This window comes from Streptomyces sp. NBC_01485 (assembly GCF_036227125.1).
In the GTDB taxonomy this organism is placed as follows: Bacteria; Actinomycetota; Actinomycetes; order Streptomycetales; family Streptomycetaceae; genus Streptomyces.
The window spans coordinates 2,696,210-2,718,897 of sequence record NZ_CP109435.1 but is presented as its reverse complement, the minus strand read 5'-3'; the positions used below and the strand labels follow the sequence as shown (position 1 = coordinate 2,718,897).

19 protein-coding genes and 1 other RNA gene are annotated in these 22,688 nt (G+C 71.8%); 11 read left to right on the top strand and 9 right to left on the bottom strand.

Annotated elements, in window-relative coordinates:
• Positions 1-106 precede the first annotated feature (106 nt).
• The gene (locus OG352_RS12425; RefSeq protein WP_329216730.1) at positions 107-757 is read left to right on the top strand and encodes a class I SAM-dependent methyltransferase; all 651 of its coding nucleotides are present in this window, start codon (positions 107-109) and stop codon (positions 755-757) included.
• Here the strand turns inward: OG352_RS12425 and OG352_RS12420 are convergent.
• The 3 genes from OG352_RS12420 to OG352_RS12410 all read right to left on the bottom strand — a co-directional run bounded on the left by OG352_RS12420 (position 754) and on the right by OG352_RS12410 (position 4,406).
• Entirely contained in the window at positions 754-2,262 is a 1,509-nt protein-coding gene (locus OG352_RS12420) for a hypothetical protein (RefSeq protein ID WP_329216729.1), read from the bottom strand. The genes OG352_RS12425 and OG352_RS12420 overlap by 4 nt on opposite strands.
• A 69-nt stretch (positions 2,263-2,331) precedes the next feature.
• Positions 2,332-2,964, bottom strand: a complete 633-nt coding sequence (locus tag OG352_RS12415; RefSeq protein ID WP_329223802.1) for a response regulator transcription factor — start codon at positions 2,962-2,964, stop codon at positions 2,332-2,334.
• A gap of 29 nt (positions 2,965-2,993) precedes the next feature.
• Positions 2,994-4,406, bottom strand: a complete 1,413-nt coding sequence (locus OG352_RS12410; RefSeq protein WP_329223801.1) for a sensor histidine kinase — start codon at positions 4,404-4,406, stop codon at positions 2,994-2,996.
• Between the two features lie 527 nt (positions 4,407-4,933).
• Between OG352_RS12410 and OG352_RS12405 the strand changes: the two genes are divergently transcribed.
• The 3 genes from OG352_RS12405 to OG352_RS12395 all read left to right on the top strand — a co-directional run bounded on the left by OG352_RS12405 (position 4,934) and on the right by OG352_RS12395 (position 8,005).
• A complete protein-coding gene (locus OG352_RS12405) occupies positions 4,934-5,809 on the top strand; it encodes a MaoC/PaaZ C-terminal domain-containing protein (protein WP_329216727.1) in 876 nt (291 codons plus the stop codon).
• 111 nt (positions 5,810-5,920) lie between these two features.
• Entirely contained in the window at positions 5,921-6,997 is a 1,077-nt protein-coding gene (locus OG352_RS12400) for a Zn-dependent alcohol dehydrogenase (RefSeq protein WP_329216725.1), read from the top strand.
• A gap of 60 nt (positions 6,998-7,057) precedes the next feature.
• On the top strand, positions 7,058-8,005 hold the full coding sequence (locus OG352_RS12395) for a 3-oxoacyl-ACP reductase (protein ID WP_329216724.1): 948 nt from the start codon (positions 7,058-7,060) through the stop codon (positions 8,003-8,005).
• 241 nt (positions 8,006-8,246) lie between these two features.
• Here OG352_RS12395 and OG352_RS12390 read toward each other — a convergent pair whose 3' ends face one another.
• Both OG352_RS12390 and OG352_RS12385 read right to left on the bottom strand, forming a co-directional pair.
• On the bottom strand, positions 8,247-8,417 hold the full coding sequence (locus OG352_RS12390) for a hypothetical protein (RefSeq protein ID WP_329216722.1): 171 nt from the start codon (positions 8,415-8,417) through the stop codon (positions 8,247-8,249).
• A 97-nt stretch (positions 8,418-8,514) separates the two neighbouring features.
• Positions 8,515-9,957 carry a hypothetical protein gene (locus OG352_RS12385; protein ID WP_443072480.1) on the bottom strand — a complete coding sequence of 481 codons (1,443 nt, stop codon included), beginning with the start codon at positions 9,955-9,957 and terminating at the stop codon, positions 8,515-8,517.
• Positions 9,958-10,127: 170 nt separating this feature from the next.
• Between OG352_RS12385 and OG352_RS12380 the strand changes: the two genes are divergently transcribed.
• From OG352_RS12380 to OG352_RS12370, 3 genes are read left to right on the top strand one after another with little or no spacing between them, the layout of a single operon-like run.
• Positions 10,128-11,042 carry a Nif3-like dinuclear metal center hexameric protein gene (locus OG352_RS12380; RefSeq protein WP_329216719.1) on the top strand — a complete coding sequence of 305 codons (915 nt, stop codon included), beginning with the start codon at positions 10,128-10,130 and terminating at the stop codon, positions 11,040-11,042.
• Positions 11,039-11,782 carry a zinc ribbon domain-containing protein gene (locus OG352_RS12375; RefSeq protein ID WP_329223800.1) on the top strand — a complete coding sequence of 248 codons (744 nt, stop codon included), beginning with the start codon at positions 11,039-11,041 and terminating at the stop codon, positions 11,780-11,782. The genes OG352_RS12380 and OG352_RS12375 overlap by 4 nt, the downstream gene beginning before the upstream one ends.
• Before the next feature lie 55 nt (positions 11,783-11,837).
• Positions 11,838-13,274, top strand: coding sequence for a bifunctional RNase H/acid phosphatase (locus OG352_RS12370; protein WP_329216718.1), 1,437 nt, complete (start codon positions 11,838-11,840; stop codon positions 13,272-13,274).
• Here the strand turns inward: OG352_RS12370 and eda are convergent.
• Both eda and yaaA read right to left on the bottom strand, forming a co-directional pair.
• Positions 13,246-13,980, bottom strand: a complete 735-nt coding sequence (gene eda / locus OG352_RS12365) for a bifunctional 4-hydroxy-2-oxoglutarate aldolase/2-dehydro-3-deoxy-phosphogluconate aldolase (protein ID WP_329216717.1) — start codon at positions 13,978-13,980, stop codon at positions 13,246-13,248. The two genes, OG352_RS12370 and eda, sit on opposite strands and share 29 nt — an antisense overlap.
• A 75-nt stretch (positions 13,981-14,055) precedes the next feature.
• On the bottom strand, positions 14,056-14,838 hold the full coding sequence (gene yaaA, locus OG352_RS12360; protein ID WP_329216715.1) for a peroxide stress protein YaaA: 783 nt from the start codon (positions 14,836-14,838) through the stop codon (positions 14,056-14,058).
• Between the two features lie 78 nt (positions 14,839-14,916).
• Here yaaA and OG352_RS12355 point away from each other — a divergent pair, with 78 nt between their 5' ends.
• The gene (locus OG352_RS12355; protein WP_329216713.1) at positions 14,917-16,608 is read left to right on the top strand and encodes an RNB domain-containing ribonuclease; all 1,692 of its coding nucleotides are present in this window, start codon (positions 14,917-14,919) and stop codon (positions 16,606-16,608) included.
• A 7-nt stretch (positions 16,609-16,615) separates the two neighbouring features.
• On the opposite strand, the gene OG352_RS12350 is transcribed toward OG352_RS12355, so the two are convergent.
• Positions 16,616-18,316, bottom strand: coding sequence for an FAD-dependent oxidoreductase (locus OG352_RS12350; protein ID WP_443072479.1), 1,701 nt, complete (start codon positions 18,314-18,316; stop codon positions 16,616-16,618).
• Positions 18,317-18,367: 51 nt separating this feature from the next.
• On the opposite strand from OG352_RS12350, the gene OG352_RS12345 reads away from it, so the two are divergent.
• The 3 genes from OG352_RS12345 to OG352_RS12335 all read left to right on the top strand — a co-directional run bounded on the left by OG352_RS12345 (position 18,368) and on the right by OG352_RS12335 (position 22,302).
• Positions 18,368-19,000 (top strand): TetR/AcrR family transcriptional regulator, encoded by a 633-nt coding sequence (locus OG352_RS12345; RefSeq protein WP_329216710.1) that lies wholly within the window; start codon positions 18,368-18,370, stop codon positions 18,998-19,000.
• A 121-nt stretch (positions 19,001-19,121) separates the two neighbouring features.
• Positions 19,122-19,528: RNase P RNA component class A (gene rnpB / locus OG352_RS12340), an RNA gene on the top strand.
• Positions 19,529-20,655: 1,127 nt separating this feature from the next.
• Positions 20,656-22,302: a serine/threonine-protein kinase gene (locus OG352_RS12335; protein WP_329216709.1), complete on the top strand. Its 1,647-nt coding sequence runs from the start codon at positions 20,656-20,658 to the stop codon at positions 22,300-22,302.
• On the opposite strand, the gene OG352_RS12330 is transcribed toward OG352_RS12335, so the two are convergent.
• Positions 22,233-22,670 carry a DNA/RNA helicase domain-containing protein gene (locus tag OG352_RS12330; protein ID WP_329216708.1) on the bottom strand — a complete coding sequence of 146 codons (438 nt, stop codon included), beginning with the start codon at positions 22,668-22,670 and terminating at the stop codon, positions 22,233-22,235. The two genes, OG352_RS12335 and OG352_RS12330, sit on opposite strands and share 70 nt — an antisense overlap.
• Between the last annotated feature and the right edge of the window lie 18 nt (positions 22,671-22,688).

The window sequence follows — 22,688 nt, the reverse complement described above, 5'->3', positions numbered from 1 at the left end:
CTGTTCCCGCTCTGCGCCGCCCTCTCCGTACCCCCTGTCGATCGATCGGCGGGGGTACGGCAGCATGAGGTCCCATACCTGCGTACGACCAACCGAAAGGCTCCCCATGTCCGCGGCGCCCAAGCCCGAGATTCTGGCCGCGTTCGAGGCGGCGAAGGGGTTCATGCCGGTCGACGAGGGGCTCGCGCTGTACGCCGTCGCCGTCGAGGCGGGTGCGCTCGGGCTGCCGTTGCTCGAGGTCGGCACCTACTGCGGGCGTTCCACGATCCTGCTCGCGGACGCGGCCCGCCAGGCCGGGGTCAGCGCGCTCACACTCGACCACCACCGGGGCAGCGAGGAGCAGCAGCCGGGCTGGGACTACCACGACCCGGAGACCGTCGACCCCGAGATCGGCCTGATGGACACGCTGCCCACCTTCCGCCGGACCCTGCACCGGGCCGGCCTCGAAGAGCACGTGGTCGCGCTGGTCGGACGGTCGCCGCAGATCGCCGCGTTCTGGAACGCGCCCCTCGGCCTCGTCTTCGTCGACGGCGGCCACACCGACGAGCACGCCACCTCCGACTACGAGGGCTGGGCCCCGCATGTCGCCGAGGGCGGGTTCCTCGTCATCCACGACGTGTTCCCCGACCCGGTCGACGAGTTCACCGGCCAGGCCCCCTACCGCGTCTACCTGCGAGCCCTGGCCTCCGGAGCCTTCACGGAGGTCTCGGACACCGGCTCGCTGCGGGTGCTGCGGCGCACGGGCGCCGGTATCTAGGAAGTCGTATCCCTGCGGCGACGACGGCGGAGGCGGAAGCAGAGGAGCGCGCCCGCCAGTGCCGCCAGGGTCGTCGGTACGAGTACGGCGGGGCGGAGGACGGAGCGGTACGGCGGGGCGGGGGACGCCTCCAGGGGGATCGCGGCGACGTCGTTGCCGGGGGTGCGGTCGAAGGGGTTGTAGGTGCTGATGGTGCCCTTCGCGCCGGGGACCTGTCGGTCGATGCGGATGTGGAAGTCGATGGCGGTCGTGCCGTCCTCGTGCCGGGCCTCGAGGAAACTGTCGTAGCCGATCTCGCAGATGAACGCCCCGCCCGGCGTCCCCGGCCGGTCGCACGCCCACTTCCCGCCGTCGTCCTCGAAGGTGTACGGGATGGAGGTGACCGTGGTGCCCTCCGGCGGGACCACCTCGAAGTAGCCCAACTCCTCGTCGCCGGGCGGCCGGCCGGGGCCGAGGGCGTCCACCCCCAGCCGCACCTTCACCGTGTCGCCGACCCGGCCCCGCACGGTCGCGGTGACCGGACGGTAGTCGGCCTGCACATCGGTGGTCACGGCGACCCTGCCCTGGCTGTCGCCGAAGTCCTTGTGCGCGGCGGTGCGGACCAGGGTGAGCGGGGCGCCGGTGCCGCGCACGGTGTGGTCGGCGGGCTTCTGCGGCGCCGACGACCAGGCGTAGGTCACCTCGCCGGTCAGCTTGTCGGGCGCGGTGACCGTGTAGACCAGCGGGGCGCTCGTGCGGTAGGCGGCGCCCGGCGCGGGCTTCGTGGGGAACGTGCACCATGCGGAGGTGGGCGTGGGCCCGGCGTAGAAGCAGTTGCTGTGCCGGGCGGTCAGCGTCAGGCCGTCCGACACGTTGACCTGGAGGGCGACGGGCTGCTGCGCGGGGAAGCCCGTGTTGTTGGCGAGCTGTGGGGTCACGGTCGCGGGCTTCCCGGGTGCCAGTCCGTTCACGGCCTCCTCCCGCCCGGGTGCGGACAGCGTCGGCCCGCCGACGGTCATGCGGGTGGTGCTGGTGATGGTGGGCGCGTTGTCGGCGGTGGCGGTGTACGTCACCGTCCCGCTGTCGCCCGGCTCGACGCCGTCCACGCCGAGGAGGGTGAGGGGCGTGTAGCTCTCGCCGTCGCCGTTCTGCAGGTCGCCGTAGCCGCAGGTGTAGATCGGGCCCTCGGCCTCGCACGCGCGGTTGTCGCCGAGCCGGGCGATGCCCGCCAGCCCCGACGCGTCCACGACGACCTTGACGTTGTGGGCCCGTTCGCCGCCCTTGCTCGGCTCGACGAAGACGGGGACGACGAAGTCGTCGTTCGAGGCCCTGGCCCCCTCGTCGGCGTTGTACATGACGAAGGTCTTCACGGTCTCGAAGCGCATCACTACCTGGTCGGACTCGTCATACCCGTCGGCCACGGCGGGTACGGAGGCCGACGCCGACGCGAACACGGCCGTGAGAGCGGTCAGCAGGGCGGCCGGACGACGGAGGATCGATATCCGTAGGGGTATGGGTAAACGCATCCCGGCACTATGCCAGCAGTGGTCCAGTCCTTACAGCCGGCCTCGGCAACCAGTACCTACAGCCAGCCACTACAGCCAGCCCTGCTGACGTGCCTCCCGCATCGCCTCCATCCGGTTGCGGGTGCCCGTCTTGCCGATCGCGGAGGACAGGTAGTTGCGGACCGTGGACTCGGACAGGTGCAGCCGGGCGGCGATATCGGCGACCGTCGCGCCGTCCACGGACGCCTTCAGTACGTCGCACTCGCGGGCGGTGAGCGGGTTCGGGCCGGCGCTCAGCGCGGCCGTGGCGAGCGCCGGGTCGACCACCGTCTCCCCGGTCAGCACCCGGCGGATCGCCGCCGCCAGCTCCTCCACCGGACCGTCCTTCACCAGGAAACCGGCGGCCCCGGCCTCCATGGCCCGGCGCAGGTAGCCCGGCCGGCCGAACGTGGTCAGGATCAGCACCCGGCAGTCCGGCGCCTGCTCGCGCAGCTCGGCGGCGGCGTCCAGGCCGCTGATGCCGGGGAGCTCGATGTCGAGGAGCGCGACGTCCGGGCGGTGGAGGAGGGCCGCGTCCACGATCGCGTCCCCGGTGCCGACCTGTGCGACCACCTCGATGTCGGCCTCCAGCCCCAGCAGCAGGGCCAGCGCCCCGCGCATCATGCCCTGGTCCTCCGCGAGCAGCACCCTGATGGACTTGGCGGGGCGGTGGTCACGGGGCATCTCGTTCACGGGCCAACCCGGCGTCTCGGTCACGGCCCAAGGGTAGGTCCGACGGCCATGGACGGCGCGGTGTCGGCGGGGGCCGGTGCCGGGGCGGGGGCAGGGGATGGGGCCGAAGTCGGGGGGCACCCGTCTCCGCGCCCGCCCGCGTGTGAGCCCATCGGGAGTTCCGCCGGTGGCTCCACCGGGAGTTCCGCCGGCAGTTCCGCCGTGACAGTGAAGCCGCCGTGTGGTTCCGGGCCCGCTGTCAGCGCGCCGCCCGCTGTGGTGAGGCGTTCGCGCAGGCCGGTCAGGCCGGTGCCGGGTGGGCGGCAGTCGTCGGCGGCCGGGGCGCCGGTGCCGTTGTCCGTCACCGTCAGGCGGACTCGTTCCGGGGTGCCCGACACGGTGATCCGGCAGCGGGTCGCGCCGCTGTGCCGGACGACGTTGGTGACCGCCTCGCGCACCACCCAGCCCAGCAGGGCCGCGGTCTGCGGCTCGGGCGGCGGCCCGGACCGGCTCACCGACGGTTCGACGCCCGCCGCCGTCAGGGCCGAGCGGGCCCGGTCCAGCTCCGTGACCAGGCTGCCCTCGCGGTAGCCGGTGACCGCCTCCCGGATCTCGGTCAGCGCCTGCCGGCCCACCGCCTCGATGTCCGCGACCTGCGAGAGGGCCGCGTCCATGTCGCGCGGTGCCAGCCGTCTGGCCGCCTCCGACTTCACCACGATCACCGAGAGCGTGTGGCCGAGCAGGTCGTGCAGATCGCGGGAGAAGCGCAGCCGTTCCTCCTCCACGGCCCGGCGGGCCAGCTCCTCGCGGGCGGCGCGCAGGTCCCGTACGGCCTCGGAGAGGGAGAGGATCGCGGCCGTCACCATGGTCGAGATCCAGGTGGCGTAGGCGATGGTCAGGCCGTTCCAGCCGTCGTGGACGCAGGCGATCACTCCGGCGAGGACCGCCACGGCCGTCCCCAGGCTGCGCAGGTGGCGGCCGCGCAGGACGGCGCCCGTCGCGAGGCCGAACAGTGGCAGGAAGAGCAGCCAGTTGCCGCCGTAGCCGAGGGCGAGGGCGCAGGCCACCACGCCGAGGCCGGCGAGGGCCAGCCGGGTCGACAGGGTGTCGCGGCAGTCCTTGGCGAACGAGCGGAAGGCGACGTAGATGTAGAGCGAGTTGAACGTCAGGACGCCCAGGCCGCCGATCCAGGGGTTCGGGGTCTGGCCCTGGAACAGGTTGGAGAACGCGCCCATCCCCATCAGCAGCCACGGCAGCAGCGAGAAGCCGTTGGCCGGCGGGCCGGGCTCCTCGGAGACCTGCCCGGCCTTGCGGGCGGCCTTGCACTCGGCCTTCAGGCGGTGCTTGTTGTCCCGCCAGTACCGCTGCTGCTTCCGCCCCTCGCGGTAGGCCGCGCGCCAGGCGTCCCGCCGGCAGGCCAGCGCGCGCCGCCGTTCCTCCAGCGTCCTCGCCATGCCCGTGCCCCTGCCCAAGTCCCTGCCCGTGCCCTTGCCCGTGCCCTTGCCCGTGCCCTTGCCCGTGCCCCTGCCCAAGTCCCTGCCCGTGCCCGTGCCCGTGCCCGTGCCCTTGCCCGTGCCCGTGCCTGTGCCCTTGCCCATGTCCATGCTCCGTCCCCCGGTTCCGTCGTTCCACGGCTGTGCGGCTGTCTTCGACGCTACGGCCGTGAGCCCGCCCGCGGCAGTGCCGGATGTACGCACTCGGCCGGGACAAATGTCATGGGTGGCCGTATCCGAGTCCCGTATCTGACATGCCGTCAGGTGTCTTCACAAGTGCCGGGGCCTGGGCTATACAGGGGTCGCCGCACTGGAACGCGTTCTAGAGCGGGCGGGTTCCGCGGCCCCGTCACGACCTCGGTGCGGCCGATCGGTGCGGACGGCCGTGCCGAGGTCTCTGAGTGATCCGAGCGATCTGACCGATCCGAGCGGTCCGAGCAGTCCGATCGATCTGAGTGGTCCGATCGACCCGAGTTGTCAGGAGCTCCATGCCCATCGACGCAGCCAAGGCGCTCGCCGCCGAACCCCGGACCGGCGAGATCACCTGGGGCCACCGGGACGTCCTGCTGTACCACCTCGGCATCGGCGCGGGCGCCAACCCCGACAAGCCGAGCCCCGCCACCGACGGCGACGAACTGCGCTACACGCTGGAGTCACGGCTGCACGTCCTGCCCAGTTTCGCCACCGTCGCGGGCTCCGGCTCGCCCGGTGTGATCAGCGGACTGTCCATGCCCGGCGTCGACGTCGACCTCGCCCGGGTCCTGCACGGCGGCCAGCGCCTGGAGATCCACCGTCCGATCCCGGTGACCGGCCGGGCGACCGCCACCGGGCGCATCGCCGGCGTGTACGACAAGGGCAAGGCCGCCCTCCTCGTCATGCGCACCGAGGTCGCCGACGCGGACGGGCCGCTGTGGACCAACGACGCCCAGATCTTCGTCCGGGGCGAGGGCGGCTGGGGCGGCGACCGGGGGCCGTCCGCCCGCCTCCGACCACCCGCCGGTGAGCCGGACCGGACGGTCGAACGGGCCGTTCGCGAGGACCAGGCCCTGCTCTACCGGCTTTCCGGTGACTACAACCCGCTGCACGCCGACCCCGAGTTCGCGAAGCTCGCCGGGTTCGAGCGGCCCATCCTGCACGGCCTGTGCACGTACGGCATCACGCTCAAGGCGGTCGTCGACACCCTGCTCGACGGCGACGTGAGCCGGGTGCGCTCGTACAGCACCCGCTTCGCCGGGGTCGTCTTCCCCGGCGAGACCCTGCGCATCCGGCTGTGGCGCGGGGCTGGCGAGGTGCGGGTGGCCGTGAGCGCGGTCGAGCGCGGCGACGCGCCCGTCCTCACCGACACGATCGTCGAACACACCTGAACCACCTTCTGAACCACTTCCTTGACCACGTTCTGAAGCACCTCCTGAACCACCGTCTGAAGCACTTCCTGAACCGCCCAACATCCGAGGGGACTTGAGGGGAGCCGCACCATGCGCGCAGCCGTACTGCACGAGATCGGTCAGGACAAGCTGGAGGTCCTCGACGACGTCGAGGCGGTGGGCTTCGGCCCCGGACGGGTCAGGATCCGGGTGCGGGCCACGGGACTGTGCCACTCGGACCTGTCCGCGATGGGCGGGGTGCTGCCGCAGCCCGCGCCGTTCGTGCCCGGTCACGAGGGCGCGGGCGAGATCCTCGAAGTCGGCGACGGCGTCAGCCACTTGAAGCCCGGTGACCGGGTCGTCGTCTGCTGGCTGCCGGCCTGCGGGGCGTGTCCCGCCTGCAAGCGCGGCCAGACCCAACTGTGCCTGGCCGGCTTCATGAACGCGGGCACTCCCAACTTCAGGCGGCCCGGCGGAGACGTCTTCGGCTTCGCCGGCACCGGCACCTTCGCCGAGGAGGTCGTGGTCGACGCGGGCTGCGCCGTCCCGATCCCCGACGACGTCCCCTTCGACGTCGCCGCCCTCATCGGCTGCGGCGTGACCACCGGACTCGGCGCCGCGCTCAACACCGCTGACGTGCAGGCCGGTTCGACGGTCGCCGTCATCGGCTGCGGCGGCGTCGGCATCTCCGCGATCCAGGGCGCGCGGCTCAAGGGCGCCGCCGAGATCGTCGCCGTCGACCCGGTCGCCTCGCGCCGCGAGTCCGCGCTCAAGTTCGGTGCCACGAAGGCCGTTTCACCGGACGAGCTGCCGGGCGCCAAGCAACAGGTCACCGGCGGCGAGGGATTCGACTACGTCTTCGAGGTCGTCGGCCGTTCCGCCACCGCCCGCACCGCGTACGAGAACACCCGGCGCGGCGGCACCCTCGTCGTCGTCGGCGCGGGAGCTCTCGACGACTATCTCCAACTCAGCATGTTCGAGCTGTTCTTCGACGAGAAGCGCATCCTGCCCTCGATGTACGGCGGCGGGGACGTCCTGCGCTCCTACGAGCGGACGATCGCCCTGTGGCGGACCGGCCGGATCGACCTGTCGGGCCTGATCACCCACCGCGTGGCGCTCTCCGAGATCAACGAGGCGCTGGACCAGATGCGCACAGGCGCGGCGCTCCGCACCTGCATAGAGATCTGAACCTGCATATAGCTGAGTGATGTGAGAGTGCAAGGCGATCTGAGGGGCGGGGACTTGGGGATGGCACTGCCACTGGAAGGGCTGTCGGCGATCGTCACCGGCGCCGGGCGCGGGCTCGGCCGGGCCGAGGCGCTGGAGCTGGCCCGGCTCGGCGCGGCCGTCGTCGTCAACGACTACGGGCAGCCGGGGCGGGACGGCTCGGGCGAGGCGTCGGTGGGCCCCGCGGAGGAGGTCGCGGCGGAGATCCGGGCGGCCGGCGGCACCGCACTCGTTCACACCGGGGACGTGTCCGACTTCCGACAGGCGTGCGAACTGGTCGAGTTGGCCGTCGGCACGTTCGGCAAGCTGGACGTCGTCGTCAACAACGCGGGCATCCTGCGCGACCGGATGGTCTTCTCGATGGCCGAGGAGGAGTGGGACGCGGTCGTCCGGGTGCACCTCAAAGGCCACTTCAACACGACCCGGTTCGCCGCCGCGCACTGGCGTGAGCGGTCCAAGGCGGCGGGCGGGCCGGTGTACGGGCGGATCGTGAACACCTCGTCGGAGGCGTTCCTCGCGGGCTCGGCCGGGCAGCCCAACTACGCTGCCGCGAAAGGGGGGATCGTCGGACTGACGACGTCCTCCGCGCTCGCGCTCGCCAAGTACGGGGTGACGGCCAACGTCATCTGCCCGCGCGCCCGCACCAGGATGACGGAGGACGTCTTCGCCGGCGTCGACCAGTCGGCCGAGGGCGGCCTCGACCCCCTCGCCCCCGAGCATGTCGCCCCGCTGGTCGGCTACTTGGCCTCGCCGGCCGCCGCCCGCATCAACGGGCAACTGCTCGTCGTGCACGGCGGGATGGTCGCCGTCGTCGAACGGCCGCGTGTCCAGGCGAAGTTCGACAGCAAGCAGGACACCTTCAGCTACGACGAGCTCGACGCCGTCCTCACCCCGCACTACGCGGACCGGCCGCCGGGGGAGACGTTCGCGGCGGCGGAGGTGCTGGGGCTGCGGCGCGCGGAGAGATAGGGACAGAGACAGAGACAGAGACAGAGACAGAGACAGAGACAGAGACAGAGACAGAGACAGAGACAGAGACAGAGACAGAGACAGAGACAGAGACAGAGACAGAGACAGAGGTAGAGGTAGAGGTAGAGGTAAGGCAAGCGAAGGGGCTCCGGTCGTCCGTCGTCGGACGTCCGGAGCCCCTTCGGTCTACCGCGTACTGCTCAGACTGCCTGCCGTGTACTGCTCGTACTGCTCGTACTGCTCAGACAGTCGCTTCGGCCCTGTCCTCGGTCCTGCTCTCGGCCGGCTTGCGGTGCCGGCCGTGCGGGGCCGAGTCGCCGTCGTGGGACGAGACCGGGCCCCGGTGCCGGCCGTGACCGGCCGTCTCCTGGGAGTCGGCGGACAGCGGCTGCTTCGTGCTTGCGTCGCTCATCGGAAAAGTTCACCCCGTCAACATGATCTTTCTGTACAGCCGGGCGATTTTATCCAGCACACCGAGGGGTGAATCCAGGCGGCCACGCCAACCGCAGCTACTTCGTTACAAGGCTGCCGAGAGGGGCTTGTTGGAGGGGGATCGGACGGAGGGCGAGGGGTGGTTGGGCGGGGACCGGTGAGGGCGGCGCAGAGACAGGTGCCGGTGGTGGTGCCGGCAGCGGTGCCACCCCGCAGGGTTCCGCCTCCGTGGCGTACGGCAGACGGAGGACGCCCCCCGGTGTCCACAGCCCGCTGCCCGCCAACCAGCCGTCAGGGGCGGCGAGTTGGTGCAGTCGGCGGTCGGCCGGGCGCCACACGCCGACCCAGGTGCCGAAGTGGCCGCCGTAGTGGCCGTCGATGCGCAGCGCCACCGCGCAGGCCTCCGGCAGGAGCACCTGGCCCGGCTGGATCGCGAACGGGGTGAGGGTGTGGCCGGGCAGGTGCAGGGACTCCGGGAAGCGGACCGGCAGGGTGCTGCCGAGGACCCCCCAGCCCAGGCGGGCCTCGCCCGGTGAGGGGGCGTCGGAGCCGATGAGCAGCAGGCCGCTGTCGGGGTCGGCGAGCAGCAGCCGGTCGTCGCTGTCGGCGGAGATCTGCAGCAGCGGCGACACCTCGCCGCCGCGCTCCAGGTCCACCACGATCGCCTTGGTCCGGCCGCCGGCCTCACGGTCCAGCGCGAGCATCCGGCCCGTACGGTCGAGCCAGACGCCGCCCGAGCAGCGGCCGGGGATCTCGGCGACGTGCTCGGGGCCGAAGGAGCCGCCCGCGACCAGCCACAGGGTCGTCGTCCAGCGGCCGACGGCGAGGGCGTACGCGCGTCTCCCGCAGGGGGCCGGGGGGAGCAGGTGCAGCCGGGTGCCCTCGTCCGGGCACTCGACGGCGCCCAGCGGCAGTTCGCCCGTGTCGGGGCCGGTCGGGTACAGCAGGGAGAAGGCGTGCCGTCCGTCGGTCGGCCGCCGGATCAGGACCCGGCCGTCGGCCATCGGCTGCACCTGCGTGCCGGGCTCCTCGGGCTGGTTGCCGGGCAGCGGTACGGCGTACGGCTCGGGGCCGTCCAGGGTCCAGCGCTCCGGGAACCAGGAGTCACCGCTGCGGGCGAGGCGCGCGGCGTAGGCGCCGTCCGCCGTGATCACGCAGTCCGCGATCACGCGGTCAGCGTGCGGCGGCGTACGCTCGGCGCGGCTGCGCTCGGGGACCGCGGGGGTCACAGGGACCGTAAAGGCCACAGGGACCGTAGAGGCCACGTGGGCCACATGGGCCGCAGGAACGGCTGAGGCCGCAGGGGTCACATGGGCGGCCTCAAGGGGGACCTCAACGGCGGCCTCGGGTGCGACCTCGGGAACCTCAGAGACGTCAGGTACCTCAGGTGCCTGAGGTACCTCGAGGTTCCTCCCGTAGAGCGCCTCAGGGACCTCAAAGTTCTCCCCGTAGGGGACCTCGGGGTTCACCCCGTCGTTCGCCCCGTCCGCCGCGGTGGGCTCGATCGCACAGGCCGGCATCGTCATCGTTCCGCCACCTCCGGCCACGAAGCTAGTTTTCGTACGCGCGGACGTGGGACCGACGGGCGGTCCGCTCCCTCATAAGAGTGGTGCAGAAGCGATTCGCCTGAGGGTCGCGGAAGCGGTGTGCATCGGTACGGGTTCGCAGAACGGCCAGGTAGCCTTTCCCCGTGCCCCGTCTGTCTGAAGTCATCACCGCGCTGGAGAACCTGTGGCCCGCCGAACGGGCCGAGTCCTGGGACGCGGTCGGTACCGTCGTGGGCGACCCCGAGCAGGAGGTCTCCCGGGTTCTGTTCGCCGTCGATCCCGTCCAGGAGATCGTCGACGAGGCCGTGCGGCTCGGTGCCGATCTGCTCGTCACCCACCACCCGCTGTATCTGCGCGGGACGACGACCGTCGCGGCCGGCACCTTCAAGGGCCGTGTGGTGCACACCCTCATCAAGAACGACATCGCCCTGCACGTCGCCCATACCAACGCCGACACCGCCGACCCGGGGGTGAGCGACGCCCTCGCCGGCGCCCTCGACCTGCGGGTCGTACGGCCGCTCGTGCCGGACCCGAGCGACCCCGAGGGGCGGCGCGGTCTCGGCCGCGTCTGCGAACTCGACCACCCGCTCACCGTCCGCGAGCTCGCAGCCCGCGCCGCCGAGCGGCTGCCCGCGACCGCGCAGGGCATCCGGGTGGCGGGGGACCCGGAGGCGACGGTGCGGACCGTCGCCGTCAGCGGCGGGTCCGGCGACAGCCTCTTCGACCACGTCCGAGCGGCCGGCGTCGACGCCTTCCTCACCGCGGACCTGCGCCACCACCCGGCGTCGGAGTTCATCGCGGACCGCGCCCACAGCGCCGACAGCGCCCACGGCACCCCCCACTCACCTCTCGCGCTGCTCGACGCGGCGCACTGGGCCACCGAGTGGCCCTGGTGCGAGCTGGCCGCCGCCCAGCTCGACGAGATCTCCGACCGGAGGGAATGGGGCCTTCGGGTCCATGTCTCCCGTACGGTCACCGACCCCTGGACCGCCCACGCGGCGTCCACACCCGCCACCCCCGCCACACCCGCCACCGAAACACCGGGAGCCCCCAACTGAACGCCGAGCCCGCCGACCAGATCCGACTCCTCGACGTCCAGGCTTTCGACGCCCGGCTCCAGCAGCTCGCGCACAAGCGGAGGTCCCTGCCCGAGCACACCGAGATCGAGTCGCTGAACAAGGACCTGACGCAACTGCGCGACCTCCTGGTGGCCGCGCAGACCGAGGACAGCGACACCGCCCGCGAGCAGACCAAGGCCGAGCAGGACGTGGACCAGGTGCGTCAGCGCGCCGCGCGTGACCAGCAGCGGCTGGACTCCGGGGCGGTCACCTCGCCGAAGGACCTGGAGAACCTCCAGAAGGAGATCGTCTCCCTCGCCAAGCGGCAGGGCGACCTCGAGGACATCGTCCTGGAGGTCATGGAGCGCCGCGAGTCCGCGCAGGAGCGGGTCGCCGAGCTGAGCGAGCGGGTCGGCTCCGTGCAGGGGAAGATCGACGACGCCACCGCGCGCCGCGACGCCGCCTTCGGGGAGTTCGACGGCGAGGCCGCCACGGTGACGAAGGAGCGCGCGCTCGTCGCCGCGTCCATCCCCGCCGACCTGCTGAAGCTCTACGACAAGTTGCGCGAGCAGCAGGGCGGCGTCGGCGCGGCCAGGCTCCTCCAGCGCACCTGCCAGGGCTGCCGTCAGGAGCTGGCGATCACCGACGTCAACGAGATCCGCTCGGCCCCGCGCGACACGGTCGTACGCTGCGAGAACTGCCACCGCATCCTGGTCCGCACGTCCGAGTCCGGTCTGTAGTCGGTAATCGGTAATCGGTAATCGGTACTGGGTTACTCGGTAAGGGGCTTACGTCGTGCGGGAGTTCATCGTCGAGGCCGATGGCGGGTCGCGGGGCAACCCGGGGCCCGCGGGCTACGGCAGCGTGGTGATCGACGCGGCGACGGGGGAGACACTCGTCGAGCGGGCCGAGTACATCGGCGTCGCCACCAACAACGTCGCCGAGTACCGGGGACTGGTGGCCGGTCTGGGCGCCGCCCGTGAACTCGACCCGTCGGCCCGCGTGCACGTCCGCATGGACTCCAAGCTGGTCGTCGAGCAGATGTCCGGCCGCTGGAAGATCAAGCACCCCGACATGAAGCCGCTCGCCGCGGAGGCGGCCCGGATCCTCCCGTCCGGGCAGGTCACCTACGAGTGGATCCCGCGCGCCCAGAACAAGCACGCCGACCGCCTGGCGAACGAGGCGATGGACGCGGGCAAGCGGGGCGAACAGTGGGACGCCGGTGCGTCCCGCGCCGCCCTCGACGCCCGTCCCGCCGTGACCTCGTCCGCCCCGGACCCCTCCGCCCCAGCCCCCTCCGCCCCACCCGGCGACGCCACGGCGGGTGCGGCGAAGGCCCGCGCGGCGCTGGCCCAGGGGCGGCCGGGGGCGGGGACGCAGGATCGCCCGGTGGCCCAGGACCCCGGCGGCCCGGCCAAGGAGGACGGTGGGGAAACCGGTAAGGAGAGTGGGGCGAAGGACGACGCCGATCTCCGGGCCGCCCACACCGTCGCCACCGGCACCACTCCGGACCCTTCTGCTCCCTCCTCCTCCGCCACCACGCCGACTCCGACTCCCCCTCCCTCAGCCACCCCCTCCGTCGGCTGGGGTGCGGCTCCCGATCTCGGGGCGCCGGCCACCTTTGTGTTGCTGCGGCACGGGGAGACGCTGCTTACGCCGCAGAAGCGGTTCTCCGGTAGCGGTGGCACCGATCCCTCCCTCTCGGACGTCGGGCGGGAGCAGGCCGAACGCGTCGCCGCCGCGCTGGCCCGGCGTGGGACGATCCAGCACATCCTGGCCTCCCCGCTGGCCCGCACCCGCGAGACCGCGGGGGCCGTCGCCGCCCGCCTCGGGCTGGAGGTCACCGTCGAGGACGGGCTGATCGAGACGGACTTCGGGGCCTGGGAGGGGCTGACCTTCGGCGAGGTCCGCGAGCGTCACCCCGACGACCTGAACGCCTGGCTGGCCGACCCGGAGGCCGAGCCGACCGGCGGCGGCGAGAGCTTCGCGGCGACCGCCACCCGGATCGCCGCCACCCGCGACCGGCTGGTCGCGGAGTACGCGGGCCGCACGGTCCTGCTGGTCACCCACGTGACCCCGATCAAGACGTTCGTACGGCTCGCCCTGGGCGCCCCGCCCGAGTCGCTGTTCCGCATGGAACTGTCGGCCGCCTCGCTGTCGGCGGTGGCCTACTACGCGGACGGCAACGCCAGCGTCCGCCTCCTCAACGACACGTCCCACCTTCGGCCCTGAGGCCGGTTCCGAGGCCGGTTCCGAGGCCGGTCCCGAGGCCGGTCCCGACATTGGTCCTGGTCCTCAGGTGTGAGGCGGTGCGGGCCAGGCCCTCGATCCGCGCCCAGTCCCGCGCCGCCACCGCCTCCGCCGGGACCATCCAACTCCCGCCCACGCAAACGACGTTGGGCAGGGACAGATACTCCGGCGCGTTGTCCGGGCCGATGCCTCCCGTGGGGCAGAAACGGGCCTGAGGGAGTGGTCCGGCCAGTGACCTGAGGTAGGCCGTACCGCCCGCCGCCTGCGCCGGGAAGAACTTCATCTCCCGCACCCCCCGCTCCAGCAGCGCCACCACCTCCGACGTGGTCGACACCCCGGGCAGGAAGGGCAGCCCGGACGCCCGCATCGCCGTCAGCAGGGCGTCCGTCCACCCGGGACTCACCAGGAACCGCGCCCCGGCCGCCCCGCACGCCGTCACCTGCTCCGGCGTGAGCACCGTCCCGGCCCCGACGACCGCCTCCGGGACCGACCCGGAGATCTCCCGGATAGCGTCGAGCGCCGACGGCGTCCGCAGCGTCACCTCGATCGCGGGCAGCCCACCCGCGACCAGCGCCCGCGCCAGCGGTACGGCGTCGGCGGCGTCCTGAACGACCACTACGGGGACGACGGCCGCCGCGGCCAGATCCAGTACCGAGGCAGCCGAAGAGGAGGGCGGCGGTGAGGTCATGTGCCCCATCCTGCCCCCGGTGTGCAGCACGCGCAAAGGTCGTTGCGCATGCTGCAATCACGCCCGACCGGTGTCTCAGTGCACCTCGTCCACCAGCACGTCCAGCGTCCACGAAGTCCCCGACCTCGCCGGCGCCTGCTCCTCCACCACGTACCCGAGGTCCCGCAACGCCTCCACCAGTTCCGCCGGACCCTTGGGGGCGATCCCCGACGTCAGCAGGCTCCGTACGATCCGCCCCTTCGTCGCCTTGTTGAAGTGGCTGACGACCTTCCGGGTCGGCGCGTGCAGCACCCGTACGCTCGCCGTCCGCCCCGCGACCTCGCCCTTCGGCTTCCACGCGGCCGCGTACGCCGCCGACCGCAGGTCCAGCACCAGCCCGTCCCCCGCCGCCTCGGGCAGCACGGATGCCATCGGAGTGCGCCAGTGCGCGCCCAGCGCCCCCAGCCCCGGCAGCCGCACGCCCATCGAGCAGCGGTACGACGGGATGCGGTCCGTCACCCGGACGGCGCCCCACAACCCCGAGAAGACGAGCAGCGAGCGGGCCGCGCGCCGCCTCGCCGCCGCGTCGAGCGAGGCCAGGCCGAGGGCGTCGTACAGGACCCCCGTGTAGATCTCCCCGGCCGGCCGGGCGGCCGCCGTGCGCAGCTCCAGGTTCTTCGCGACCTCGCCGCGCAGCCCCTCGCTCAGCCCGAGCACCTCGCGCGCCTTCTCCTCGTCGGCCGCGCACAGCTCGACAAGTTCGTCGAGGACGGCCTCGCGGGCGGCGCCGAGCCCCGGCAGGGAGAGAGCCTCAGGCTTGAGCGGGGCGCCACGTCCAAAGGACGCCTTGCCTTCGGAGGGCGGCAGCAGGACGAGCACGGGAAATCTCCTTCGGTAGAGCTCTGCCGCGCCAGCGTACGGCGTGCCACCTCGCGCACCCGGACCTACGCTCGTTGCATGCCCCGCCGCCACATCCGCGTGACCGGCGCCCCCGAAGCCCCACTCCGGGCCGCCCTCACCGCACTGCGCACGAGACTCGACGTCCCGGCCGCCTTCCCGCTCGCGGTCCTCGCCGAGGCGGAGCACGCCGCGCAGGCCCCGGCCCTCCCCTCGTACGACGCCACCGACCTTCCCTTCCTCACCCTCGACCCGCCCGCCTCCACCGACCTCGACCAGGCGCTGCACCTCTCCCGGCAGGGCGCCGGCTACCGCGTCCGGTACGCCATCGCAGACGTCGCCGCGTTCGTCGTCCCCGGCGGGCTGCTGGACGCCGAGGCACACCGCCGGGTGAACACCCTCTACTTCCCCGACGGCAAGGTCCCGCTGCATCCGGCCGTGCTCAGCGAGGGCGCCGCCAGTCTGCTGCCCGGCAAGGTCCGCCCGGCCGCGCTGTGGACCATCGACCTCGACGCGGACGGCCAGGCCGTCGCCGTCGACGTCCGCCGTGCCCTCGTCCGCAGCCGCGCCAAGCTCGACTACGCGGGCGTGCAACGGCAGATCGACGCGGGGACCGCCGAGGACCCACTCCAACTTCTCGCCGTCGTAGGAAAGTTGCGGGAGCGGCTGGAGGCGGAGCGAGGCGGGATCTCCCTCGACGTGCCCGAGCAGGAGATCATCGAGCACGACGACGACCATGACCACGCTCATGACCACGCTCATGACCACGGCCATGGCCACGACCGCGACCGCACCTACGAGTTGAGCTACCGCGCCCCGCTGCCCGCCGAGGGCTGGAACGCGCAGCTCTCCCTCCTCACCGGAATGGCCGCGGCCGACCTGATGCTGGCCTCGGGCACGGGCATCCTGCGCACGCTCCCCGCCGCGCCCGACGGCGCTGTCGGCCGCCTGCGCCGCACCGCGCACGCGCTGCGCATCGACTGGCCGCACCATGTCTCGTACGCGCGGCTCATCCGCTCCCTCGACCCGCACGACCCCCGGCACGCGGCCTTCCTCCAGGAGTGCACGACCCTGCTGCGGGGCGCCGGCTACACCGTCTTCCGCGACGGGAGACTCCCCGGCATCACGACCCACGCCGCCGTCGCCGCCCCGTACACCCACTGCACGGCCCCGCTGCGCCGCCTGGCCGACCGGCACGCCACCGAGCTCTGCCTCGCCGCCGTCGCCGGTCACGCCCCGCCCGACTGGGTGCTCGCCGTGCTCGACGCGCTGCCGAAGGAGATGGCGGAGGGCGGGCGGCGCGCGAACGCCGTCGAGCGCGGCTGCGTCGACCTGGTCGAGGCCGCGCTGCTGAAGGACCGGGTCGGCGAGGTGTTCGACGGGTACGTGGTGGACGTGGACGAGCGCCGGCCGACCGTCGGCACCGTCCAACTGGAATCCCCGGCGGTCATCGGCCGCATCGACGGCGCCCCCGACACCGCCCTCCCCCTCGGAGAACGCCTCCGCGTCCGCCTCACCCAGGCCGATCCGACGGCCCGGACGTCCCCGATATCCCCGGCATCTCCGACGGCCTCAACGGCCTCAACGGCCTCAACGGCCTCAACGGCCTCAACGGCCTCAACGGCCTCAACGGCCTCAACGGCCTCAACGGCCTCAACGGCCTCAACGGCCTCAACGGCCTCAACGGCCTCAACGGCCTCAACGGCCTCAACGGCCTTGACGTCCCCGGCGATCCGCTTCGTACCCGCCTGACGGCGACTCAGCGGGCAGGAGCCCCGAACCAGCGTTCCAGCGCCGCCTCCAGTGTGTCCCCTGGGTCTTTTGCGCCTTCTGTGCCCTCCGTGCCCTGCGTGCCTTCTGTGTTCTCTGCGTTCTCCGGCAGGCGTTCGGTGTCCGCCGCCCATGCCACGTATCCGTCCGGCCGCACGAGCAGTGCCGTGAGCTGTGGGCGGGCGGGGGCGGCGACCGTGCGGACGTCCACCCGGTCGCCGTGGCCCTCCGCGCGGGCGCGCAGCTTCGGGTCGTCGGCCAGGTCGAGCAGCAGGGGGCGTCCGGTGTGCAGGTGGTCGGCGAGCCGGGTGCCGTCGGCGAGTTCCAGGTCGGGGGCGCTGCGGCCGACGAGCGGGTGGTCGCCGGGCAGGTCGTAGTGCTGCCAGACGCCGGAGATCCTCTTGGCCAGGTGGGTGGTGCCGTCGACCGTCTCCGTCATGCCGATGACCACCTTGCGCAGGGCGCGCGCATGCGACTCGGGGCGCATCAGCGCGACCTGGGCCCGCGTCCACTCCAGCACCCACGCGCCGATCGGATGCCGTTCACGTGTGTACGAGTCGAGCAGGCCCTCGGGGGCGTGCCCGCGCACCACCGCCGCGAGTTTCCAGCCGAGGTTCATCGCGTCCCCGATGCCCAGGTTGAGCCCCTGCCCGCCGAACGGCGAGTGCACATGCGCCGCGTCGCCCGCGAGCAGCACCCGGCCCGCGCGATAACTGCTCGTCTGGCGGCAGTTGTCGGTGAACCGGGTGATCGAGCGCACCTTGTCCACCGTCACGTCCACACCGGTCACGCGGCGCACACTGGCCTGCAACTCCTCGATGGTGACGGGAGTTTCGCGGTCGGCGGGCGGCCCGTCGAACTCCACGGTCAGGATGCGGCCGGGCATCGGACCATGCGCGTACGTCCCGACGTCCGTCGTCTGCCAGCCGCTGCGCAGCCCCTCGGTGCCGGTCAGGTCGGCGATCGCCTGGTAGCCGGTGATCTCCGGGGGCGTGCCCGGGAAGCCGAACCCGGCGAGCTTGCGGACGGTGCTGCGCCCGCCGTCGCATCCGACGAGCCAGCCCGCGCGCACGTCCCGCCCGGGCGTGAGGCGTACGGTGACGCCGTCGCCGTCGGAGCCGTCAGCGTGTCCGGCGTCGAAGCCGGTCACTTCGACCTGGCGGCGCACCTCCACGCCCAGTTCCCGGGCGCGTTCGCCGAGCAGCCGCTCCAGCGTCGCCTGGGGGACCAGACGGATGCCGTCGACCGGTCCGAGGTCCGCGAAGTCCGGGTCCGAGTCGTCCAGCAGGCGGGCGTCGAGCATGATCCCGCCGAAGTGCCCGGCGAACCTCGGCAGCGGCACCGCCCCCGCGCCGCCGTCCTCGCCCCGGGCCTTCTGCGCCTCCTGCAACCCCCGGAACCCCCGGAACCCCCGGAACCCCCGGAACTCCCGGAAAAGGCTCATCGCCGTCTCCTGGGCCTCCGCGAGCGCGGGCAGCAGTCCGCGTCGGTAGAGGGCGACGGCGGTCGGGGAGTTGATCCCGCCCGCCTTGATCGTCTCGTCCACCTCGGCCAGCCGCTCGACGACCAGCGTCCGCACCCCGCCGAGCGCCAGCTCGCACGCCAGCATCAGCCCGACCGGCCCGGCACCGACCACGACAACGTCGTACTCCGTACCCATCTCCGTGTCAGTCCCCATCTCCATGTCCATCATGAGTTTCACTGTAGTCACTAAAAGTTTGTGGCCGCTATAGTTTTCCTCATGGTGGAGGAAAAGAAAGCGGAACCGTCCCTTCGGGAGCGCAAGAAGCAGGCCACGCGGCAACGGATCTCGAACGTGGCGACCGGCCTGTTCTTCGAGCGCGGCTTCGACGAGGTGACGGTCGCGGAGGTCGCGAGGGCGGCGGACGTGTCCGCGATGACCGTCTTCAACTACTTCCCGCGCAAGGAGGACCTCTTCCTCGACCGCATCCCCGAGGCCGTGGAGATGTTCACGGAAGCGGTTCGACAACGCGGGCCCGCCGAGAGCCCGTTCACCGCCCTCCGCGCCCTCGCGCTTCAACTCATCGACCAGCAGCACCCGTTGGGCGGCCTCCACGACAACTTCCCGCACTTCTGGCGGATCGTCATCGACTCGCCCGCACTGAGCGCCCGCGCCCGCGAGGGCGTCGAGGAGGTGGAAGAGGCCCTGGCACGGACCCTCGTAGAGACCGCCCCCGAACTTTCCGACCCGCACCTCGCGGCCGCCATGACGATCGCGGCCTACCGCTCGCTCTACGTCACCACCGCGCGCCGCCTCCTCGCGGGAGAGCGGGCGGCGACCGTCGCAAACGAACACCGGGCGCGGATGGAGGCGGCCTTCGACGCGCTGGAGGGGGTGTTCGGGACCGGCTGACGGGGAGGACGTGCGCGCGGCTCCCCACCTGCGCTGCCCGGTGAAATCCCCGAGCCGTCGGTCCTGGCGGCCTCGGGACGGCGAGGGGGCGGCGGGCCGGTAGCATGGTCGGCACGGCAGACGAGCCGGGCGGACGGCCGCGTGGAGTCCCCTTAGGGGCTTCCCGAGGAACGTCCGGGCTCCACAGGGCAGGGTGATGGCTAACGGCCACCCGGGGTGACCCGCGGGACAGTGCCACAGAAAACAAACCGCCCGGCGCTTCGGCGTCGGGTAAGGGTGAAACGGTGGTGTAAGAGACCACCAGTGCCCAGGGCGACCTGGGCAGCTAGGTAAACCCCACCCGGAGCAAGGTCAAAAGGAGCCGCCGTGAAAAGCGGCTCTGCGCGGACGTTCGAGGGCTGCCCGCCCGAGTCCGCGGGTAGACCGCACGAGGCCGGCGGCAACGCCGGCCCTAGATGGATGGCCGTCTCCCCGGGCCGCCGCAAGGCACCCGGGCGACAGAACCCGGCGTACAGCCCGACTCGTCTGCCGCAGAGGACCCCTGGTCAGCGAATATGCTGGTCAGGGGCCCTTTTTTATCGAATCGCGGGCTTGGTCTGATCTCGCTCCGCACCGGTTCAAACGGGGCCGAGCGAAGATTGATCGCCCTGCTCAGGGCCGGTTCGCCGGGGCGGCGCTTCGGCCAGGCGGGCGGTTCTGTGTCGATGCCGGCCAAGTCCCCGGGCGTGTTTGGGGGTGCAGCCGGAAAACAGCCGAAACAGCCCCACGGCAGGTGTACCCAGCCCCACCTGCCGCGGTCGTGGACATGGCGAAAGGGGCTGCATCGGGATGCAGCCCCTTCCTGGCCTTGCTCACACACGGCCGGGGTGCCGCAGGCTGGGCACGCTCTGTGACGGGCGGGCCGGCCGCCCGTCCTGCGGTTCCCGGTCACGGCATTCAGCAGCTCTCGGCGTCCTTCGGGCGGGAGTCGCGGAGGTACGGCTTGCCTCTGATGTTCTTCTGGACCTCGGCCGGACAGGTCTTGATCCACGCGCTCCCTCGTCATGGTTCTTGACCAGGACGGTACGGATACGCATGACTCTCCCGTGGGTGTGATCGGAGGTACGTGAGTTCGCGCGGACAATGCGGCCGTCAGTGTCGGCCCTGCGCGAAGTACTGCCGGACGACCGATTTCCCAGGGGCTTCCCGCGAAGCCCTCGTCGGTCGGCTGGTTCTTGAATCACAGCCCAGGAAGCGGCCTCGTCGAAAAGCTGGAGTCCTTCTGTATCGGCCGACCCGGTCGAGCCGATACCTGCTGACCTGCGAAATCGCCGCTCATCGAGCCCGGCTGCGGATCACGACCGGCACGACGGAGCGACGGAACCGGCAATCGACCGGCATGTGCGAGGACGGTTCGCGAGGTGACCGCACCGTCAGGCGACGACAGGCCCACTCGAAGACTCACGGAACCTCCCGCCAAGGACCGGACTCCTCATACGTACTGTGTCCGGGGCGGCGTCGGCACGCGGTTCGGCGCGACAATACCGAGCAGTCGGCACAGCATGGAAAAGAGGCGGGATCCTCGGCCGTATGACGGCGCGGAAGTGAGGAACCATGACGACACGTCCACCTTCTGCACGGCGCCCACGCCTGCCCGATCACGGCTCGGGAGCGCCATGAGTGGCGATGAAGAGCGGCTGCTGGCCGGCCGGTATCTCCTCGTCGAGCAGCTCGGCCGCGGCGGGATGGGCACCGTGTGGCGGGCGCGGGATCAGGTGCTCAGCCGTGAGGTGGCGGTGAAGGAGCTGACGGTCAGCGGCCTGCCGCGCGAAGAGCTCGCGGTGCTGCACGCCCGCATGGAGCAGGAGGCACGGGCCGCGGCGCGGGTCAAACATCCGGGGGTCGTCACTGTATTCGATGTGTTGGAAGAGGACGGTCGACCGTGGATCGTGATGGAGCTGGTCGACGGGCAGTCACTCGCCGACGTCATTGCCACGGAGGGGACACTGCTGCCACGAGACGCGGCCCGACTCGGAGTGCAGTTACTGTCGGCGCTGGACCGGGCGCATCAGCTGGGGGTTCTCCACCGGGACGTCAAACCCGCCAACGTGCTGCTTGAGCGCGGCGGCCGGGTGGTGCTCACCGACTTCGGCATCGCCGTCGTGGGAGGCTCCAGCGGCCTGACCCGCACCGGCGACGTCATCGGTTCGCCGGACTACCTCGCCCCGGAGCGTGCCACGGGCCACCGGCCGGGCCCGGAATCCGATCTGTGGTCCCTCGGCGTGACGCTGTACGCCGCGGTGGAGGGGCAGTCACCGTTCCGCCGCACCACGACGATGAGCACCTTGCAGGCGGTGGTCGCCGAGGAACTGCCGGAACCCCGGCACGCGGGCCCGCTCGCCCCTGTCATAGAAGCGCTGCTGCGTAAGGACCCGAACGAGCGGATGACGGCTGAGCAGGCTCAGCGGATGCTGGGCGATGTGGCGGCCGGGCTGCCGGTGCGTGCACCCGCGCCCGGGGCGGCGGAGCATCCGCCCACGCAGGTGGCGCCGCCGACGGACAGCGCCGACAAGGAGCGCCTCGCCCGGGAACCGACCCGGACGACACCGCCCACGCCGGTGCCGGCACACGGGTGGGACAACCGAGCCGAGCCCGGCCCGGCGGCAGACGACGAGAATGGGGTGGCCACCCCGCCGACCGTACGAGTGCCCCCCGCCGGCCACCACGCCCATCCGGACGGCGCGGACGACGGTCGGCCCGGGCGGCGCAAGTCGCTGCTGATCGCCGGGGCGGCACTGGCGGTGGTACTGGTGGGTGGCGGCGCCGCAGCCGTGGTGATGACCATCGACTCCCGAGACACCCCGCAGTCCGCACCCGCTACCTCGCAGAGCACGGTCACTTCGCGGAGCACCGTCACTTCGCAGGCCACCGTCACCCGGACGGCTGCACAAAGTCCGCCCAGCAAGGCCGACGAGACCCCGGCACCGGCACGGTCCAGCCCCGCATCGACATCAGCCCCTCCGACCACCACCGTCGCCGCGCCTCCCCAGCAGGTCGTCGAGGACTACTTCGCCGCCATCAACGCCGGGGACTACACGCGCGCATGGGACCTCGGGGGGAAGAATCTGGGCGGGTCCTACGACTCCTTCGTCAAGGGCTTCTCCGGCACCGTCTCCGATACGGTCACCATCGAGTCCGCCTCCGGGGACACCGTGACCATGCGGCTCGACGCGTTGCAGACGGACGGAACGCATCAGTTGTTCGCCGGCACGTACACCGTTCGCGATGGCGCCATCGTCGCGGCCGACGTCCAAAAGCAATGACGCATCGCTGTGCGCACCGCAGAACGCTGAGCTTGTTCCCCTTTGACGGACACCCCAATTGACGGACAGTCCGCCACCTCGACATGCATGAGGCCGTCCGGTATCCAACTGTCCGGCTCGCGGCTGGAGATACCGAGGAGATCGTGGACCCAGTCGCGATAGCGGTCGCTGCCTCCGCACCGGAACTGCTTGTCGAGCTCGTATTTTCTGGGCGTTATAAGCCGGTTCTTCGTGGCTTCCTGGATCAGCTCCACCGTCCCCACTTCGTTGGGACGTACGACTTGGCTTCTGTCCAGCAGGAAGACGGTCACACGGGCCGCGTCGAGGAGATCATCCACCTTTGGCGAAGCGAGCTTGGTGAGCGGCAATTTCGATGTGTGGCCCCG

Excerpts from the sequence above, each read along its gene's own strand:
- OG352_RS12425 (WP_329216730.1), top strand. The coding sequence starts at position 107 with ATGTCCGCGGCGCCCAAGCCCGAGATTCTGGCCGCGTTCGAGGCGGCG.
- OG352_RS12420 (WP_329216729.1), bottom strand. The coding sequence starts at position 2,262 with ATGCGTTTACCCATACCCCTACGGATATCGATCCTCCGTCGTCCGGCC.
- OG352_RS12415 (WP_329223802.1), bottom strand. The coding sequence starts at position 2,964 with ATGCCCCGTGACCACCGCCCCGCCAAGTCCATCAGGGTGCTGCTCGCG.
- OG352_RS12410 (WP_329223801.1), bottom strand. The coding sequence starts at position 4,406 with ATGGCGAGGACGCTGGAGGAACGGCGGCGCGCGCTGGCCTGCCGGCGG.
- OG352_RS12405 (WP_329216727.1), top strand. The coding sequence starts at position 4,934 with ATGCCCATCGACGCAGCCAAGGCGCTCGCCGCCGAACCCCGGACCGGC.
- OG352_RS12400 (WP_329216725.1), top strand. The coding sequence starts at position 5,921 with ATGCGCGCAGCCGTACTGCACGAGATCGGTCAGGACAAGCTGGAGGTC.
- OG352_RS12395 (WP_329216724.1), top strand. The coding sequence starts at position 7,058 with ATGGCACTGCCACTGGAAGGGCTGTCGGCGATCGTCACCGGCGCCGGG.
- OG352_RS12390 (WP_329216722.1), bottom strand. The coding sequence starts at position 8,417 with ATGAGCGACGCAAGCACGAAGCAGCCGCTGTCCGCCGACTCCCAGGAG.
- OG352_RS12385 (WP_443072480.1), bottom strand. The coding sequence starts at position 9,957 with ATGCCGGCCTGTGCGATCGAGCCCACCGCGGCGGACGGGGCGAACGAC.
- eda (WP_329216717.1), bottom strand. The coding sequence starts at position 13,980 with ATGACCTCACCGCCGCCCTCCTCTTCGGCTGCCTCGGTACTGGATCTG.
- OG352_RS12355 (WP_329216713.1), top strand. The coding sequence starts at position 14,917 with ATGCCCCGCCGCCACATCCGCGTGACCGGCGCCCCCGAAGCCCCACTC.
- OG352_RS12350 (WP_443072479.1), bottom strand. The coding sequence starts at position 18,316 with ATGGACATGGAGATGGGGACTGACACGGAGATGGGTACGGAGTACGAC.
- OG352_RS12345 (WP_329216710.1), top strand. The coding sequence starts at position 18,368 with ATGGTGGAGGAAAAGAAAGCGGAACCGTCCCTTCGGGAGCGCAAGAAG.
- OG352_RS12335 (WP_329216709.1), top strand. The coding sequence starts at position 20,656 with ATGAGTGGCGATGAAGAGCGGCTGCTGGCCGGCCGGTATCTCCTCGTC.